Annotated in this window: 1 protein-coding gene (running past one end of the window); it reads right to left on the bottom strand. The window is 72.2% G+C overall.

Annotation, left to right across the window (positions count from 1 at the left end; translation table 11 throughout):
- Positions 1-17,043, bottom strand: partial view of a non-ribosomal peptide synthase/polyketide synthase gene (locus ABD332_RS58910; protein ID WP_344515748.1) — the 5' portion only. 3,483 nt of this gene lie to the left of the window's left edge; only the first 17,043 of its 20,526 coding nucleotides appear in the window; the start codon lies at positions 17,041-17,043; the stop codon falls past the left edge of the window.
- Positions 17,044-17,057 lie beyond the last annotated feature (14 nt).

Below are 17,057 nucleotides of genomic sequence, written 5' to 3'. Positions count from 1 at the left end.
GGGCAGCGCCCGCCGGTCGAGCTTGCCGTTCGCGGTCAGCGGCAGCGCGTCCAGCACCACTGTCGCCGACGGCACCATGTGCTCCGGCAGCCGCTCGCCGGCGAGGGCTTGCAACAGTTCCGGCAGCCCGTCGCCGTCGTCGGCGACCACGTAGGCGACGAGGCGGCGGTCGCCGGGCACGTCCTCACGCGCGACCACCGCGGCCTGACTGACCCGCGGATGCCCCATCAGCACCGCCTCGATCTCACCCGGCTCGATCCGGAACCCACGGACCTTCACCTGCTCGTCCGCCCGACCCAGATACACCAGATCCCCACCAGCGTCCCGGCGCACCACATCACCGGTCCGATACAACCGGCCACCGGTGGGGTCGAACGGGTCGGCCACGAACCGCTCCGCCGTCAACCCGGCCCGCCCGGCATACCCGCGCGCGACCTGCACCCCAGCGACGTACAACTCCCCCGGCACCCCGACCGGCGCCGGCGACAACCGCTCATCCAACACGTACAACCTGGTGTTCGCGATCGGCCGGCCGATCGGCACCAGATCATCGACCACCTGACCCGCCACCACCCGGAACACGCAGCAGCCGACCACCGTCTCCGTCGGGCCGTACTCGTTCACCACCACCGAGCCGGGCGCCCGCTCCAGCCACTGCCGCACCGCAGCACCGGCAAGGGCCTCACCGCCCACCACCAGCACCCCTGCCGCGTCCCGGGCAGCGTCATCGGTGACGTACTCCGCCAGCAGCGGCAGATGCGCCGGCACCACCTTCAACACATCGAACCCGTCCGACGCGTTCACCACCGCGGCCAGACCATCAGCGCCACCGCCGACGCTCACCACCACCGGCGAGCCCGACACCAACGGCACCAACACACTCGTCACGGTCAAGTCGAACGCCAACGACGAATGCAACACCGCACCACGACCGGACAACGGCCCATACTCGCCGGCGGCCCACACCACATAGTTCGCGAGCCCGCCGTGCGTCACAGCGACCCCCTTCGGGGTACCCGTGGACCCCGACGTGTAGATCACGTACGCCACCTGCAACGGCAGCACCCGCACGGCCAGCGGCTCACCCGACTGCCGGGCGACCGATGCCGCCACCCGCGGGTCGTCCAACGCCACCGCGCGGACCCGGCCCACCGGCAGCTCGTCCAGCACGTCCTCGAACCCGAGCACCACCACCGCCCGCGCATCGGACAACATGAACCCGACCCGCTCCGGCGGATACTGCACATCCACCGGCAGATACGCCGCACCCACCTTCCACGCCGCCAACAGGGCGACGATCATGTCGATGCCACGCGGAAGGCACAACCCCACCACCGACTCCGCCCCGACCCCCTGGGCATGCAGATACCGGGCCAGCTGGTTCGCGCGCGCGTCCAGGTCCACATAGGACACCGGCACGCCGTCACAAACCACCGCCGTGGCCTGCGGCGACCGCCGCACCTGCGCCTCGAACAACTCCGGCACCGACACACCCGCGACGTCGGCGGTCGTGTCGTTCCAGCCGGACACCAACCTGTCCAGCTCCGCCGCGTCCAGCACAGGAATCGTCGACAACGGGGTCCGGTCACCGTCGTCGAGGCCGGACTCGAGGGCCGACACCACACCGGTCACGACGGTCGACCACATCGCGACCACCGAGTCGGGGTCGATCGGGGCGACCGCGTCGACGACCAGCCGGAACGCGTCGCCGCTGTCGTCGACCGCCACGGACAGCGGGAAGTTCGTCCGGTCCCGCAGGAGCATGTGCCGGACCCGGGCGGTGGCGCCGTCGTCGCCGGGAGTGCTCGGCCGCGGCTGTTCCGGCAGGTTGTGCCGGTAGTTGAACAGAGTGTTGAACAGCGGCACGTTCGCCGGCACGCCGCTGGCCCGCTGGGCCAGGACGAGGGGCGCGTGCTCGTGCTCCAGCAGGCCGGCCAGTTCGCCGCGCATCGCGGCGACCGCGGCCGTCACGTCGAGGTCGCCGATCGCCAGCCGGACCGGCAACGTGTTGATGAACAGGCCCTGCACCCGGTCCGCTCCGCTGCCGGCGTTCATCCGCCCGAACAGGACCGTGCCGAACACCACGTCGTCGCGCCCCGCGACCACGGCGAGGACCCGCGACCACGTCACGTGCATCACCGTCGCCGGGCTGACCCCCAACCGACGGGACACGTCCCGCAGCCGCACGCCGAGGCCGGCCTCGATGTCGCGCCGCGCCGTGACGACGGCCGAGCCGTCACCCCGCACATCCGTCACGCCGAACGCCACCGTCGGCTCGTCCACACCGGCCAGCAGCTCGCCGAAGAACCGCTCGTGCTCCTCGGCGCTGCGCCCGAGCCGTGCCTGGGCCACGAAGTCGCGGAAGGGCAGCGGCTCCACCAGCTCCTCGGGCCGCCCCTCCATGATGGCGCGCACCTCGTCGTACACCGCCTCCACCGCGGTGTGGTCCTGCACCAGATGGTGGATTCGCGTCATCACCATCCATCGGTCGCCGGCGAGCGGGGCGACGTGGACATCCATCAGGGGTGCCCGGCCAAGATCCATCGTCAGCCCCACCGCCGACACCAACGCGGCTGCCGGATCCGGGGCGTCGGTCGCGACGTCGACCTCGGCCACCGGCAGCGTCGCCGATCGCCACACCACCTGCACCGGCTCCCGCAGCCCCGACCACACCACGGATGTGCGGAAGATGTCGTGCCGCTCGACCACCTGTTGCAGCGCCCCGACGAACCCGTCCACGGCGGCCCGGTCGGCCACGTCGTACACCCGCACCACGGCATACGCGTCGTCGCCGCCGTCGGCCAGCAGGTGGTGGAACAGCATGCCCTCCTGCAACGGCGCGAGGGGGTAGATGTCGGCGACGTTGGCCGCACCGCCCTCCACCGAGCCGACCACGACGTCGATCTCGGCGTCGGTCAGCGTCACCAGCGGCACCATCCGCGGCGTGATCACCTGCGCGCCGGCCGGGATCAGGTTCGGCGGCACCTCCACCGCCGCGCCGCCGGCCACCGCCGCCAGCCGTGCCGGCGTCGGGGACACGAACAGCGCCCGCACGGAAACCGACACACCCCGCACCCGCAGCCACTCCACGAGCCGCACGGCGAGCAGGGAGTGGCCGCCGAGGGCGAAGAAGTCGTCGTCGACGCCGACCGCGGGCAGGCCGAGGACCTCGGCGAACGCCTGGCAGAGCAGCTCTTCGCGGACGGTGGCCGGGCCCCGCCCGGCCCCGGCCGCGGCGGCGAAGTCGGGCACCGGCAGGGCTTTGCGGTCCAGCTTGCCGCTCGTGGTCAACGGCAGCGCGTCGAGGACGACGACCGCCGCCGGCACCATGTAGTCCGGCAACCGCTCGGCCGCGACGTCACGCAGCACGACCGGGAGCCCGTCGCCGTCGTCGCCGTCGGCGGGGACGACGTAGGCGACGAGACGCTTGTCCCGGGCGGTGTCCTCCCGGACAATCACCGCCGCCCGAGCCACCCGCGGATGCGCGGCCAGGACCGCCTCGATCTCGCCCGGCTCGATCCGGAACCCGCGGACCTTCACCTGTTCGTCGACGCGGCCGACGTACACCAGCTCGCCGTCGGCCGTCCAGCGCACCACGTCACCGGTCCGGTACAGGCGGCCGCCGCCCGTGCCGTCGAAGGGATCCGCCACGAACCGCTCGGCGGTCAGCCCGGCCCGGCCGACGTAGCCGCGGGCCAGCTGCGCGCCGGCCAGGTACAGCTCGCCGGCCACGCCCGGCGGGACCGGACGGAGGCGGGAGTCCACGACGTACGCCCGCACGTTGATCATCGGCGGGCCGATCGTGACCTCCCGGTCCACGCCCGCCACGACGTCGCCGGTCGACGTGGTCACGGCCACTTCCGTCGGGCCGTACGTGTTGAACAGCCGCGCCCCCGGCAGCACCTCGTAGAACCGGTCCCGCAGCGCCGCCGTCAACGCCTCGCCGCCCGACATGATCTGCCGCAGGGACACACATCGGGCCGCGTCAGGTTCCGCCAGGAACGCCTGCACCATCGACGGGACGAAGTGCGCCGCGTCCACCCGCTCCGCACGGATCAGCTCCACCAGGTACGCCGGGTCCCGATGGCCGCCGGGCCGGGCCAGGATCATCGTCGCGCCCGCCACCAACGGCCAGAACAGGTCCCACACCGACACGTCGAAGCTGATCGGGGTCTTCTGCAGCACCCGCTCCGGCAGCGCCATCCCGTATCCGCCGACCAGCCACCGGAACGAGTTCACGATCCCGGCGTGCGGCATCACCACGCCCTTCGGCACACCCGTCGAGCCCGACGTGTAGATCACGTATGCCGCCTGGGCCGGATCCACCCGCACCGCCGGATCGATGGCCGGCAGCGCGGCCAGCTCCGGGTCGGCCAGGTCCAGCACCGGCACGGGGAACGCCGGCAACATCGCGCCGACCCCGCCGTCGGTCACCACACACGCGGCACCCGCGTCGGCCACCATGAACGACACCCGGTCCGCCGGCACGTCCGGATCGATCGGCAGGAACGCCGCGCCCGCCTTCAGTACACCCAGCAGCCCGACGACCAGGTCCACCGACCGGTACAGCGCCACACCCACCACCGAGCCGACACCGACGCCACGGCCCGACAGCCACCGCGCCAGCCGGTTCGCCCGGGCGTCGAGGTCCCGATACGACACCGACTCGCCCTCGAACACGACCGCCACGGCGTCCGGCACGCGCGTCACCTGCTCGCCGAACAGCCCGTGCAGCGTCGCCGCCGGGACGTCGACCGTGGTGTCGTTCCAGCCGCGGACCACGCGATCCAGCTCGGCGGCGTCCACCACGCCGACGTCCGACAGCAGCACCGGGGCGCGCTCCTCCAGCGCCGACACCACTCCCGCCACCGCTGTGCCCAGCATCCGCGCGATCGCCCGCGGGTCGATCGGCCGCACCGCGTCCACCGTCACGCCGAAGCCGGTCTCGTGGTCGTCGACCGACACCAGGACGGGGTAGTTGGTGCTTTCCCGGGTACGGACGGTCCGGATGCCCTGGGGACCGGCCTGATCCGCGTCGTCGCGGGGCGCCGGGGCGCCGCTGTGCCGGTAGTTCAACAGCGTGGTGAACAGGGGCGCGTCTGCCGGGACCGCGCTGACGCGCTGGGCCAGGGCGAGGGGTGCGTGCTCGTGCTCCAGCAGCGCGGCCAGCTGGCCGCGCATCGCGTTCACCGCGGCCGCGACGTCGACGTTTCCCGACGGCATCCGGACCGGCAGCGTGTTCATGAACAGGCCGGGCACCCGGTCCGCGCCCGCGCCCGCGTTCAGCCGGCCGAACACGACGGTGCCGAACACCACGTCGTCACGACCCGACACCACGGACAGGACGCGCGACCACGCGACGTGCATCACCGTCGCCGGGCTCACCCCGAGCCGACGGGACGCCTCCCGCAACCGCACACCCAGGTCGGCGTCCAGACCGGCCACGGTCCGTTCCACACCCGTGCCGTCGCCGTGGACGTCACTGACCCCGAACGCGGCCGTCGGCTCGTCCACACCTTCCAGCAGGTCCCGGAAGAACGCCTCGTGGTCCCCGCCGGAACGCGCCTGGGCCACGAAGGTGCGGAACGGCAGCGGCTCCGGCAACAGGTCGGCCCGGCCGGCCAGGATCGTTTCGATCTCGCCCGTCATCACGTCCAGCGCGGTGTGGTCCTGGACCAGGTGGTGTACCCGCAGCGCCGCCAGCCAACGACCGTCGGCGAGCGCCGCGACGTGCAGGTCCATCAGCGGCGCCCGGCCCAGGTCCATTGCCGTTCCGACGAGCTCCAGCAGTCGCGCCGCCGGGTCCGCGACACCGGTCTCGACGCCGGTCTCGGCGATCGGGAGGGCGGCCGAACGCCACACCACCTGCACCGGTTCCGGCAGACCCGCCACGACGATCGAGGTCCGGAACACGTCGTGCCGGTCGACGACCTGTTGCAGGGCCGCCGCGAACCGGTCCAGCCGATCCCGGCCGTCGAACTCCAGGACGAACGACGTGACGTACACGTCGTTGCCGCCGTCGGCGAGCAGGTGATGGAAGAGGATGCCTTCCTGCAGCGGGGCGAGCGGGTAGATGTCCGCCACGTTGCCCGCGCCGCCGTCGACCGTGCCGACGACCGCCTCGATCTCGTCCTCGGTCAGCTCGACCAGTGGCAGCATCCGCGGCGTGATCACTGCCGCGCCGGCCGGGATGAGGTTCGCCGGCACCTCCACGGCGGCGCTCACCGCGGCCGCGGTGGCCAGCCCGGCCGGCGTCGGCGACAGGAACAACGCCCGCACCGAGACCGACAGGGCCCGCTGCCGCAGCCACTCCACCAGCCGCACGGCCAGCAGCGAGTGGCCGCCGAGGGCGAAGAAGTCGTCGTCGACGCCGACCGTGTCGAGGCCCAGCACCTCGGCGAACCCCTGGCACAGCAGTTCCTCGCGGGCGTCGACCGGCCCTCGTCCGCCACCGGCGGTCGCGGCGAAGTCCGGCGCGGGCAGCGCCGCGCGGTCCAGCTTTCCGTTCGGCGTCAACGGCAGCGCGTCGAGCACCACGACCGCCGCCGGCACCATGTACTCTGGCAACCGTTCGGCGGCGAACCCACGCAACGCCGCGCCGTCGACCGCCCCGACGACGTACGCGACAAGGCGCTTGTCCCCTGAGGTGTCCTGCCGGGCGATCACGGCCGCCCGGGCCACCCGCGGATGCGTGGTCAGGACCGTCTCGACCTCGCCCGGTTCGATGCGGAACCCGCGGATCTTCACCTGCTCGTCGGCCCGGCCCACGAACACCAGGTCGCCGTCGGCGGTCCAGCGCACCACGTCCCCGGTGCGGTACAACCGGCCGCCGTCACCGAACGGGTCGGCAACGAAACGGGCCGCGGTCAGCCCGGCCCGGCTGATGTATCCGCGCGCCAGCTGGGCGCCGGCCACGTACAACTCACCGGCCACCCCCGCCGGCACCGGGGCCAGCCCGTCGTCCAGCACGTACACCCGGCTGTTGCCCGTCGGCCGGCCGAACGGCACCGCCCCGGCCGACAGCCGCTGCGGGGTCACCTCACCGGTCGCCATGATCACCGCGGCCTCGGTCGGACCGTACGCGTGCACCAGCAGCCGACCGGCAGACCACAGTCGCGCCTGCGGCACCGAGATGCCCTCGGAACCGACCACCATCCGCTCCACCGGCGCCAGGTCTTCCGGCGACAGCAGCTCGAGCAGGCTCGGCACGACGCTGGCCGCCCGCACACCGGCCGACGCCACGAGCTCCCGCAGCGACGCCGCGTCCACGCGTTGCGCCGACGACGCCACCACCAGGCACGCGCCCGAGGTCAGCGCCACCGCGACGTCCAACACCGACGCGTCGAAACTGAACGACACGAACTGCAGCACGCCCACGCCCGGGCCGGCCCCGAACACCGGACCCAGCACACCCACGACGTTCGCCAGCGCACCGTGGGAGACGCCCACACCCTTCGGGGTGCCGGTCGACCCCGACGTGTAGATCACATACGCCAGCCCGTCCGTCGGCAACCGGTCCGGCAGCACCTCGCCCGCGGCCCCGGCCGCCGGGCCGTCCAGCAGCACCACCTCCACGCCGACGCCGGCCAGTACCGGCGCCACGGACGACACCGACACCACACACACCGGTGCCGCGTCCGCCACCATGAAACGCACCCGATCCGCCGGGTACTCCGGGTCGATCGGCACGTACGCGCCGCCGGCCTTCCACACCGCCAGCACCGCCACCACCATGTCGACGCCCCGCGGCAGGCACAGCCCCACCAGAGACTCAGCGCCCACACCGAGACGCACCAGGTTCGCGGCCAGACGGCCGGCCCGCGCGTCCAGCTCCGCGTAGGTCAGCGACACGCCGTCACACACCACCGCAGGCTCGTCCGGCACCCGCGCCGCCCGCGCCGCGAACAGCTCCGGGACGGTGGCGGCGGGAAGCGCGACCGCGGTGTCGTTCCACCGTCGCAGGACCCGATCCCGCTCGGCGGCGTCGAGCACGTCGACGGCGGAGGCGGGTGCCCGCGGACCGGTCAGCACCGACTCCACGACCCGCAGCAGCCGCTGCGCGACGGCCTCGACGGTGGTGGCGTCGAACAGATCCGCCGCGCCGATCAACACACCCCTCAGCCCCGCGGCGCGGCCGTCGGCGTCGAACCGCTCGTCGACGATCCATTCCAGGTCGAACCGCGCGACGGACGCCGCCGACGCCGAGCCGGCATACGCGCCCGCGGCGGCAACGGGCAGATCCAGCACACCGGCGGCGGTGTTCTGGACGGTCAGCATCACCTGGAACAGTGGGTTGCGCGACAGCGAGCGCACCGGCGACAGGTCCTCGACGAGACGCTCGAACGGCACGTCCTGGTGCTCGAACCCGGCCAGTGTCGTCTCCCGCACCCGGCCCAGCAGCTCGACGAACGTCGGGTCACCGGACAGGTCGGTCCGCATGACGAGGGTGTTGACGAAGAACCCGACAAGATCGTCAAGGGCCTGATCGGTGCGCCCGGCGATCGCGACCCCCACGGGGATGTCCGTGCCGGCGCCGAGTTTCGACAGCAGCACACCCAGGGCGGCCTGCAACAGCATGAACACCGTGACGCCCTGCGCCCGGGCCAGGTCCCGCAGCCGCGCATGTCCCTCGGGGCTCATCCGGACCGGCACCGTGTGCCCGCGGTAGCTGGCCACGGCCGGGCGCCGCCGGTCCACCGGCAGCGCGAGCTCCTCCGGTACGCCGGCCAGGGCCTGACGCCAGTAGGCGACCTGACGTGACATCACACTGTCAGGGTCGTCCTGCGCACCGAGCAGGTCGCGCTGCCACAGGGCGTAGTCCGCGTACTGCACCGGCAACGGATCCCACGCCGGCGCCTGGCCGGTGGTGCGGGCCCGGTACGCCGTGGACAGGTCCGCGGCGAGTGGTCCCATCGACCACCCGTCACCGGCGATGTGATGCACCACGATGACCAGGACGCGTTCACCGTGCTCATCGGCGAACAGCCAGGCCCGGATCGGAAGCTCCGTCGCCAGGTCGAAGGCGTGCCGTGTCGCCGCGCGCACGCGCCCGGGCAGATCCGCCGCGGGCACGTCGTCGCGTTCCAGGTGCCAGTCCAGGTCACCGGCCGCCACGGTCTTCTGGTACGGCCGGCCGTCGACGGTCGGGAACGTCGTGCGCAGCACCTCGTGCCGGCCGATCACGTCGCGCAGCGCCTCGTCCAGCGCGCCGGCGTCGGCATCGCCCGACAGGCTCAGCACCGACGGGAGGTTGTAGGTCGCGCTCGGACCCTCCAGCTGGCCGATGAACCACAGCCGCTGCTGCGCATACGACAGCGGCAGCAGCTCCGGCCGAGCCCACGGCACCAGCGCCGGCCGGGCCTGCTGCGCACCCGGCAGCCGCTCGGCCAGCCGCACCGGGGTCGGTGCCTCGAACAGCGCGCGCAGCGACAGTTCGGCGCCGAACACCGATCTGACCCGGCTCACCAGACGCACCGCCAGCAGCGAGTGGCCGCCGAGGGCGAAGAAGTCGTCGAAGACGCCGACCGCGTCGAGACCGAGGACCTCGGCGAAGGCGAGGCACAGCAGCTCTTCCTGGACGGTCGCCGGTCCCTGCCCGGCTCCGGCCGCCGCCGCGAAGTCCGGTGCGGGCAGGGCCTTGCGGTCGAGTTTGCCGTTCACGGTCAGCGGCAAGGTGGCCAGCGCCACCACGGCCGCGGGGACCATGTACTCGGGCAGCCGTTCGGCGGCGAACGCGCGCAACACCGCACCGTCGACGGCGCCGACCACGTACGCCACCAGACGCTTGTCGCCTGTCGTGTCCTCCCGGGCGATGACCGCGACCTGGTTCACCTGCGGGTGGGTGGCGATCACGGCCTCGATCTCGCCGGGCTCGATCCGGAACCCGCGGATCTTCACCTGCTCGTCCGCCCGGCCGAGGTACGTCAGGTCGCCGTCGCCGCCCCACCGGACCACGTCACCGGTGCGATACAACCGACCACCGTCGTCGAACGGGTCGGCCACGAACCGGTCGGCCGTCAAACCCGCCCGACCCACATACCCACGGGCGAGTTGCACACCGGCCAGATACAACTCCCCCGCTACCCCGACCGGCACCGGCGCCAACCGGTCGTCGAGGACGTAGACGCGGGTGTTGAACACCGGACGACCGATCGGCACCGAACCCTCCGCCGGAACCTCACATGCGGTCACGTCCACCGACGCCTCGGTCGGACCGTACAAGTTGAACAACCCGACACCCGGAAGGATCTCGAAGAACCGGTCACGCACCGCCGAGCCGAGCGCCTCACCGGAACACACCACCCGCCGCAACCCGCCACACCCGGCCGCTTCCGGCACGGCCAGGAACGCCTCCAACATCGACGGCACGAAGTGGACCGTGTCCACCCGCTCAGCACGGATCAGCTCCGCGACATAGCCGGGGTCGCGGTGACCACCGGGACGGGCGATCACCATCGTGGCGCCCTGAATCAACGGCCAGAACAACTCCCACACCGACACGTCAAACCCGAACGGCGTCTTCTGCAACACCCGATCACCCTCTTGGATGCCGAACCGGGACTGCATCCACACCAGACGGTTCACGATGCCCTCGTGGGTGACCACGACGCCCTTCGGCACACCCGTCGAACCCGACGTATAGATCACGTACGCCGCCTGACCCGGCACCACCACAACATCCGCAGCCGCGTCCTCACTGGACGGGGGCACCTCCGAGACAACACACACCGCACCCGCGTCCGCCACCATGAACGCGACCCGCTCCGCCGGCAGATCCGGATCGATCGGCAGATACGCACCACCAGCCTTGAGTACCGCCAGCAACGCCACCACCATGTCCAGCCCGCGCGGCAGGCACACACCCACCACCGAATCCGCGACCACACCACGCTCGACCAGCAGCCGCGCCAGACCGTTCGCCCGACCGTCCAGCTCCGCATACGACAACGACTCACCCTCGAACACCAGCGCCGGCGCGTCGGGCGTGCGCTCCACCTGCCGGGCGAACAACCCCGGCAACGTCGCCGCGGGCACGTCCACCGCGGTGTCGTTCCACTCGTGCACGACACGGTCGAGGTCACGGGCGTCCAGAACGCCGACGTCGGACAGCGGCACGGGCCGGTCACCGTCCAGCGCGTCTTCGAGCGCGGCCACCAGGTGCCCGACGGCAGTGCCCATCATCGCCGCCACGGCCTGCGGATCGATCGGCCCGACCGCGTCGACGACCAGCCCGAACCCGGCGCCGTCGTCGTCCACCGCTACCGTGAGGGGGTAGTTCGTCCGTTCCCGCAGCAGCAGGTGCCGCACCGCGACAGCGGGATCGACCGGGGGCTCGGCGTCCTGCGGGCCCGCGGCGACGTTGTGCCGATAGTTCAGCAGGGCCGTGAACAGGGGTGCGTCGGCCGGGACCCCGCTCGCCCGCTGGGCCAGCGCCAGCGGGGCGTGCTCGTGGTCCAGCAGGCCGGCCAGCTGGCTCCGCATCGCGGTGACCGCGGACACGACGTCGAGGTCGCCGGTGCGCAGCCGCACCGGCAGCGTGTTGATGAACAGGCCAGGCACCCGGTCCGCGCCGGCACCGGCGTTCATCCGGCCGAACAGCACCGTGCCGAACACGACGTCGTCACGGGCCGCGACCACCGCGAGGACACGTGACCAGGCGACGTGCATCACCGTGGCCGGGCTGACCCCCAACCGGCGGGACACGTCGCGCAACCGCACACCCACGCCGGCGTCCACGTCGCCGTGTGCGACGACGACCGACGAGCCGTCGCCGTGGACATCGGTGACGCCGAACGCCGCGGTCGGCTCGTCGACGCCGTCCAGCAGGTCACCGAAGAACCGCTCGTGCTCGTCGGGGGTGCGTCCCGAGCGCGCCTGGGCCACGAAGTTGCGGAACGGCAGTGGCGCGGCCAGGTCGTCGGCGCGACCCGTCAGGATCGCCCGGACCTCGTTGAAGACGATCTCGACGGCCGTGTGGTCCTGGACCAGGTGGTGGATCCGCACCATCGCCATCCGGCGGCCACCGGTCAGCGCGGCCGTGTGGACGTCGATCAGCGGGGCGTGACCCAGGTCCATGGCCAGACCCACGGCGTCGACCAGGGTCGCGGCCGCCGCCTCGCCGTCGGTGCCGGCCTCGAGGCCGGTCTCGACGACCGGCAGGGTCGCGGAGCGCCACACCACCTGGACCGGTTCCCGCAGGCCCGACCACACGACCGAGGTCCGGAACACGTCGTGCCGGTCGATGACCTGTTGCAGCGCGTCCACGAAGGCGTCGAGGCCCGCGCGGTGCGGCAGCTCGAACACGCGCGCGACCGCGTAGGCGTCGTCGCCGCCGTCGGCGAGTAGGTGGTGGAACAGGATGCCTTCCTGCAGCGGGGCGAGGGGGTAGATGTCGGCGACGTTGGCCGCGCCGCCGGCCACGGTGGCGACGACGAGCTCGATCTCCGGCTCGGTCAGCTCGGCCAGCGGCAGCATCCGCGGGGTGATGGTTCGTGCGCCGGCGGGGATGAGGTTCGCCGGCACGTCCACGGTCGCGGCGCCGGCGGCGGTGGCGAGACCGGCCGGGGTCGGGGCGTCGAACAGGCTGCGCACCGAGATCGGCACACCGCGGACCCGCAGCCACTCCACCAGGCGTACGGCGAGGAGCGAGTGTCCGCCCAGGGTGAAGAAGTTGTCGTCGACGCTGACGTGGTCGAGGCCGAGGATCTCTGTGAACGCCTGGCACAGCAGTTCTTCGCGCGCGTTCGCCGGGCCGCGTCCGGTGCCGGCCGCCGCCGCGAAGTCCGGGGCGGGCAGGGACTTGCGGTTCAGCTTCCCGTTGGGTGTCAGCGGCAGCGCGTCGAGGGTCACGACCGCGGACGGGACCATGTACTCGGGCAACCGCTCGCCGGCGTGCTCCCGCAGCGCCGCGCCGTCGACGGGTCCGACGACATACGCCACGAGGCGCTTGTCCCCTGGTGTGTCTTCCCGGGCGATGACCGCGACCTGAGTCACGTCCGGATGCGCGGCCAGCACCGCCTCGATCTCGCCCGGTTCGATCCGGAACCCGCGGATCTTCACCTGCTCGTCCGCCCGGCCGAGGTACGTCAGGTCGCCGTCGCCGCCCCACCGGACCACGTCGCCGGTGCGATACAAACGGCCACCGTCGTCGAACGGGTCGGCCACGAACCGCTCACCGGTCAGCCCGGCCCGACCCACGTAACCCCGAGCCAGCTGGACACCGGCCAGATACAACTCCCCCGCCACACCCACCGGCACCGGCGCCAACCGGTCATCCAGAACGTAGACGCGGGTGTTGAACACCGGACGACCGATCGGTACCGAACCCTCGGCCGGAACCTCACATGCGGTCACGTCCACGGAAGCCTCGGTCGGACCGTACAGATTGAACAAGCCGACGTCCGGAAGGATGTGGATGAAGCGGTCCCGCACCGCCGGGCCCAGGGCCTCGCCGGAGCACACCACCCGCCGCAGACCACCACACTCAGCCGCCTGCGGCACGGCCAGGAACGCCTCCAACATCGACGGCACGAAGTGGACCGTGTCCACCCGCTCAGCACGGATCAGCTCCGCGACGTAGCCGGGGTCGCGGTGACCGTCGGGCCGGGCGATCACCATCGTGCCGCCCTGGATCAGCGGCCAGAACAGCTCCCACACCGACACGTCGAACCCGAACGGCGTCTTCTGCAACACCCGGTCACCTGGGCGCAGACCGAACTGCGCCTGCATCCAGACGAGGCGGTTCACGATGCCCTCGTGCGACACCACGACGCCCTTCGGCACACCCGTCGAACCCGACGTGTAGATGACGTACGCCGCCTGACCCGGCACCACCACAACATCCGCAGCCGTCGCCGTACCGGCAAACGGGCCCTCCGACAACACACACACCGCGCCCGCATCCGCCACCATGAACGCGACCCGCTCCGCCGGCAGATCAGGGTCGATCGGCAGATACGCACCACCGGCCTTGAGCACCGCCAGCAGTGCCACGACCAAGTCGAAACCACGCGGCAGGGAAACACCCACCACCGAGTCCGCGACCACACCACGCTCGATCAGCAGCCGCGCCAGACCGTTCGCCCGACCGTCCAACTCCGCGTAGGACAGCGACTCACCCTCGAACACCAACGCCGGCGCGTCCGGTGTCCGCGCCACTTGCCGGGCGAACAGCCCCGGCAGCGTCGCCGCCGGCACGTCGGCCGCGGTGTCGTTCCAGCCGGACAACACCAGATCCAGCTCGGCGGCGTCCAGCACGCCGATGTCCGACAGCAGCGTCCGCGGCCCGCCGGCCAGGCCGCTCTCCAGGGCCGCCACCATGTCGCCTGCCGCGGCGCGGACCATCCGTACCACCGCCGACGCGTCGATCGGCGCCGCCGCGTCCACGGTCACGCCCAGTTCACGACCGTTGTCGTCCATCGTCACTGTGAGCGGGTAGTTGGTGCGCTCGTGGGAGTACACCAACCGCGTGCCGGCGAGCTCGGCGGACCGTTCGATGTCACGTTCGTCGATGTTGTGCCGGTAGTTCACCAGCGTGGCGAACAGAGGAACGTCGCCCGGCACCGCACTCACCCGTTGCGCCAGGGCCAGCGGCGCGTGTTCGTGCTCCAGCAATTCCGCCAGCTGGACCCGCATCGCGTGGACGGCGGCGAGCACGTCCGGGCCGCCGGTCGGCACCCGGACCGGCAGCGTGTTCAGGAACATCCCCGGCACCCGGTCCGCGCCCGCACCGGCGTTCATGCGGCCGAACAGCACGGTGCCGAACACGACATCGTCCCGTCCGGACACGACGGCGAGGACCCGCGACCACACGACGTGCATCACGGTCGCGGGGCTGACGCCCAATCGGCGCGCCGTCTCCCGCAGCCGTGCCGCCAGGCCGGGTTCGAGCCGCACCCGGGAACGAACCAATCCTGAGCCGTCCCCGCGGACGTCGGTGACCCCGAACGCCGCCGTCGGCTCATCCACCCCGGCCAGCAGCGCCCGGAAGTACGCCTCATGGTCCCCGTCCGCGCGGGCCCGCGCCACGAAGTCGCGGAACGGCAGCGGCTCCGGCAGCGTGCCGGCCCGGCCGGCCAGCACGGTCCGGATCTCCGCCATCAGGACGTCCAGCGCCGTGTGGTCCTGGATCAGATGGTGCATCCGCACGAGGCCGAGGCACCGGCCGCCGGCGAGCGAGGTGGTGTGGACGGTCAGCAACGGCGCACGGCCCAGGTCGACGGAGAGGCCGACCGCCGACAGCAGCGCTTCCACCGGGTCGCCGTCCTGCCGGCCGACCTCGGTAACCGCCAGTGTCGCCGTCCGCCACACCACCTGTACGGGCTCGGGAAGACCCGTCCACACCATCGACGTGCGGAAGATGTCGTGGCGATCGATGACCCGCTGGAGTCCGGCGACGAACGCGTCGAGCCGGCCACGGTCATCGAACTCCAGCACGAACGGTGTGACGTAGACATCGTCGCCGCCGTCGGCGAGCAGGTGATGGAACAGCAGGCCTTCCTGCAGCGGCGTCAGGGGGTAGATGTCCGCGACGTTGGCGGCGCCGCCCTCGACGGTGGCGATGACCGCCCGGATCTCGGCGTCGGTCAACGCGACCAGTGGCAGCATGTCCGGGGTGATCACGTCCGCGCCGGCCGGGATCAGGTTCGCCGGGACCTCGACGGTCGCACCACCGGCGGCGCCGGCGAGCCCGGCCGGGGTCGGTGACAGGAACAGCGCCCGCACCGAGACCGGCACATCGTGGACCCGCAGCCATTCCACCAGCCGTACCGCCAGCAGCGAGTGGCCGCCCAGCGCGAAGAAGTCGTCATCGACGCCGACCACTTCGAGACCCAGCACCTCGGCGAACGCCCGGCACAGCAGTTCCTCGCGCGCGTTCGCTGGGCCGCGTCCCGCACCGGCGGCCGCGGCAAAGTCGGGCGCGGGCAGGGCCTTGCGGTCCAGTTTGCCGTTCGCGGTGAGCGGCAGCGCGTCCAGGACCACGACGGCCGACGGCACCATGTACTCCGGCAGCCGCTCGCCGGCGAACGCGCGCACTGCCGCACCGTCGACGGCGCCGACCACGTACGCCACCAGGCGCTGGTCACCGGGCGTGTCCTCACGGGTGATGACGGCGGCCTGCGCGACCTGCGGATGCGTGGCGAGCACCGCCTCGGTCTCGCCCGGCTCGACCCGGAACCCGCGGATCTTCACCTGGTCGTCCGCCCTGCCGAGGTACATCAGGTCGCCGTCGGCCGACCACCGGACCACGTCACCGGTGCGGTACAGCCGTGTCCCGTGGTCGAACGGGTCGGCGACGAACCGCTCACCCGTCAGGCCCGGCCGGCCGGCGTAGCCGCGGGCCAGCTGCACACCCGCCAGGTACAACTCCCCGGACACGCCGACCGGCACCGGCGCCAGCCGGTCGTCGAGCACATACACGCGGGTGTTGAACACCGGACGGCCGATCGGCACCGGACCTTCGGGCCGGACCTCGCATGCGGTCACGTCCACCGAGGCCTCGGTCGGACCGTACAGGTTGAACAGCCCGACACCCGGCAACACCTCGAAGAACCGGTCACGCACCGCCGGGCTGAGGGCCTCGCCGGAGCACACCACCCGGCGCAGCCCGATGCACGCGGCGGCCTCAGGCACCTCCAGCAAGGCCGCCAGCATCGACGGCACGAAGTGCACGGTGTCCACCCGCTCGTCCCGGATCAGGCCGGCGATGGACGACGGGTCGCGGTGCTCGCCCGGCCTGGCGACCACCATCACCGCACCCTGGATCAGCGGCCAGAACAGCTCCCACACCGACACGTCGAACCCGAACGGCGTCTTCTGCAACACCCGGTCACCCGGCCGCAGACCGAACCGCGCCTGCATCCAGACGAGACGGTTCACGATGCCCTCGTGAGCGACCACCACACCCTTCGGCCGGCCCGTCGAGCCCGACGTGTAGATGACGTACGCCGCGTGACCGGGCAGCACCGCGACATCGGGAGCCGTGTCCGAACCGGACCGGGGCACCTCCGAGATCACACACACCGCGCCCGCGTCCGCGACCATGAACGCGACCCGCT

Origin of the sequence: Dactylosporangium maewongense (genome assembly GCF_039531485.1) — a bacterium.
Lineage (GTDB): Bacteria > Actinomycetota > Actinomycetes > Mycobacteriales > Micromonosporaceae > Dactylosporangium > Dactylosporangium maewongense.
Note: the sequence above shows the minus strand (reverse complement) of the source record. Positions and strands in the feature narration are given on the sequence as shown.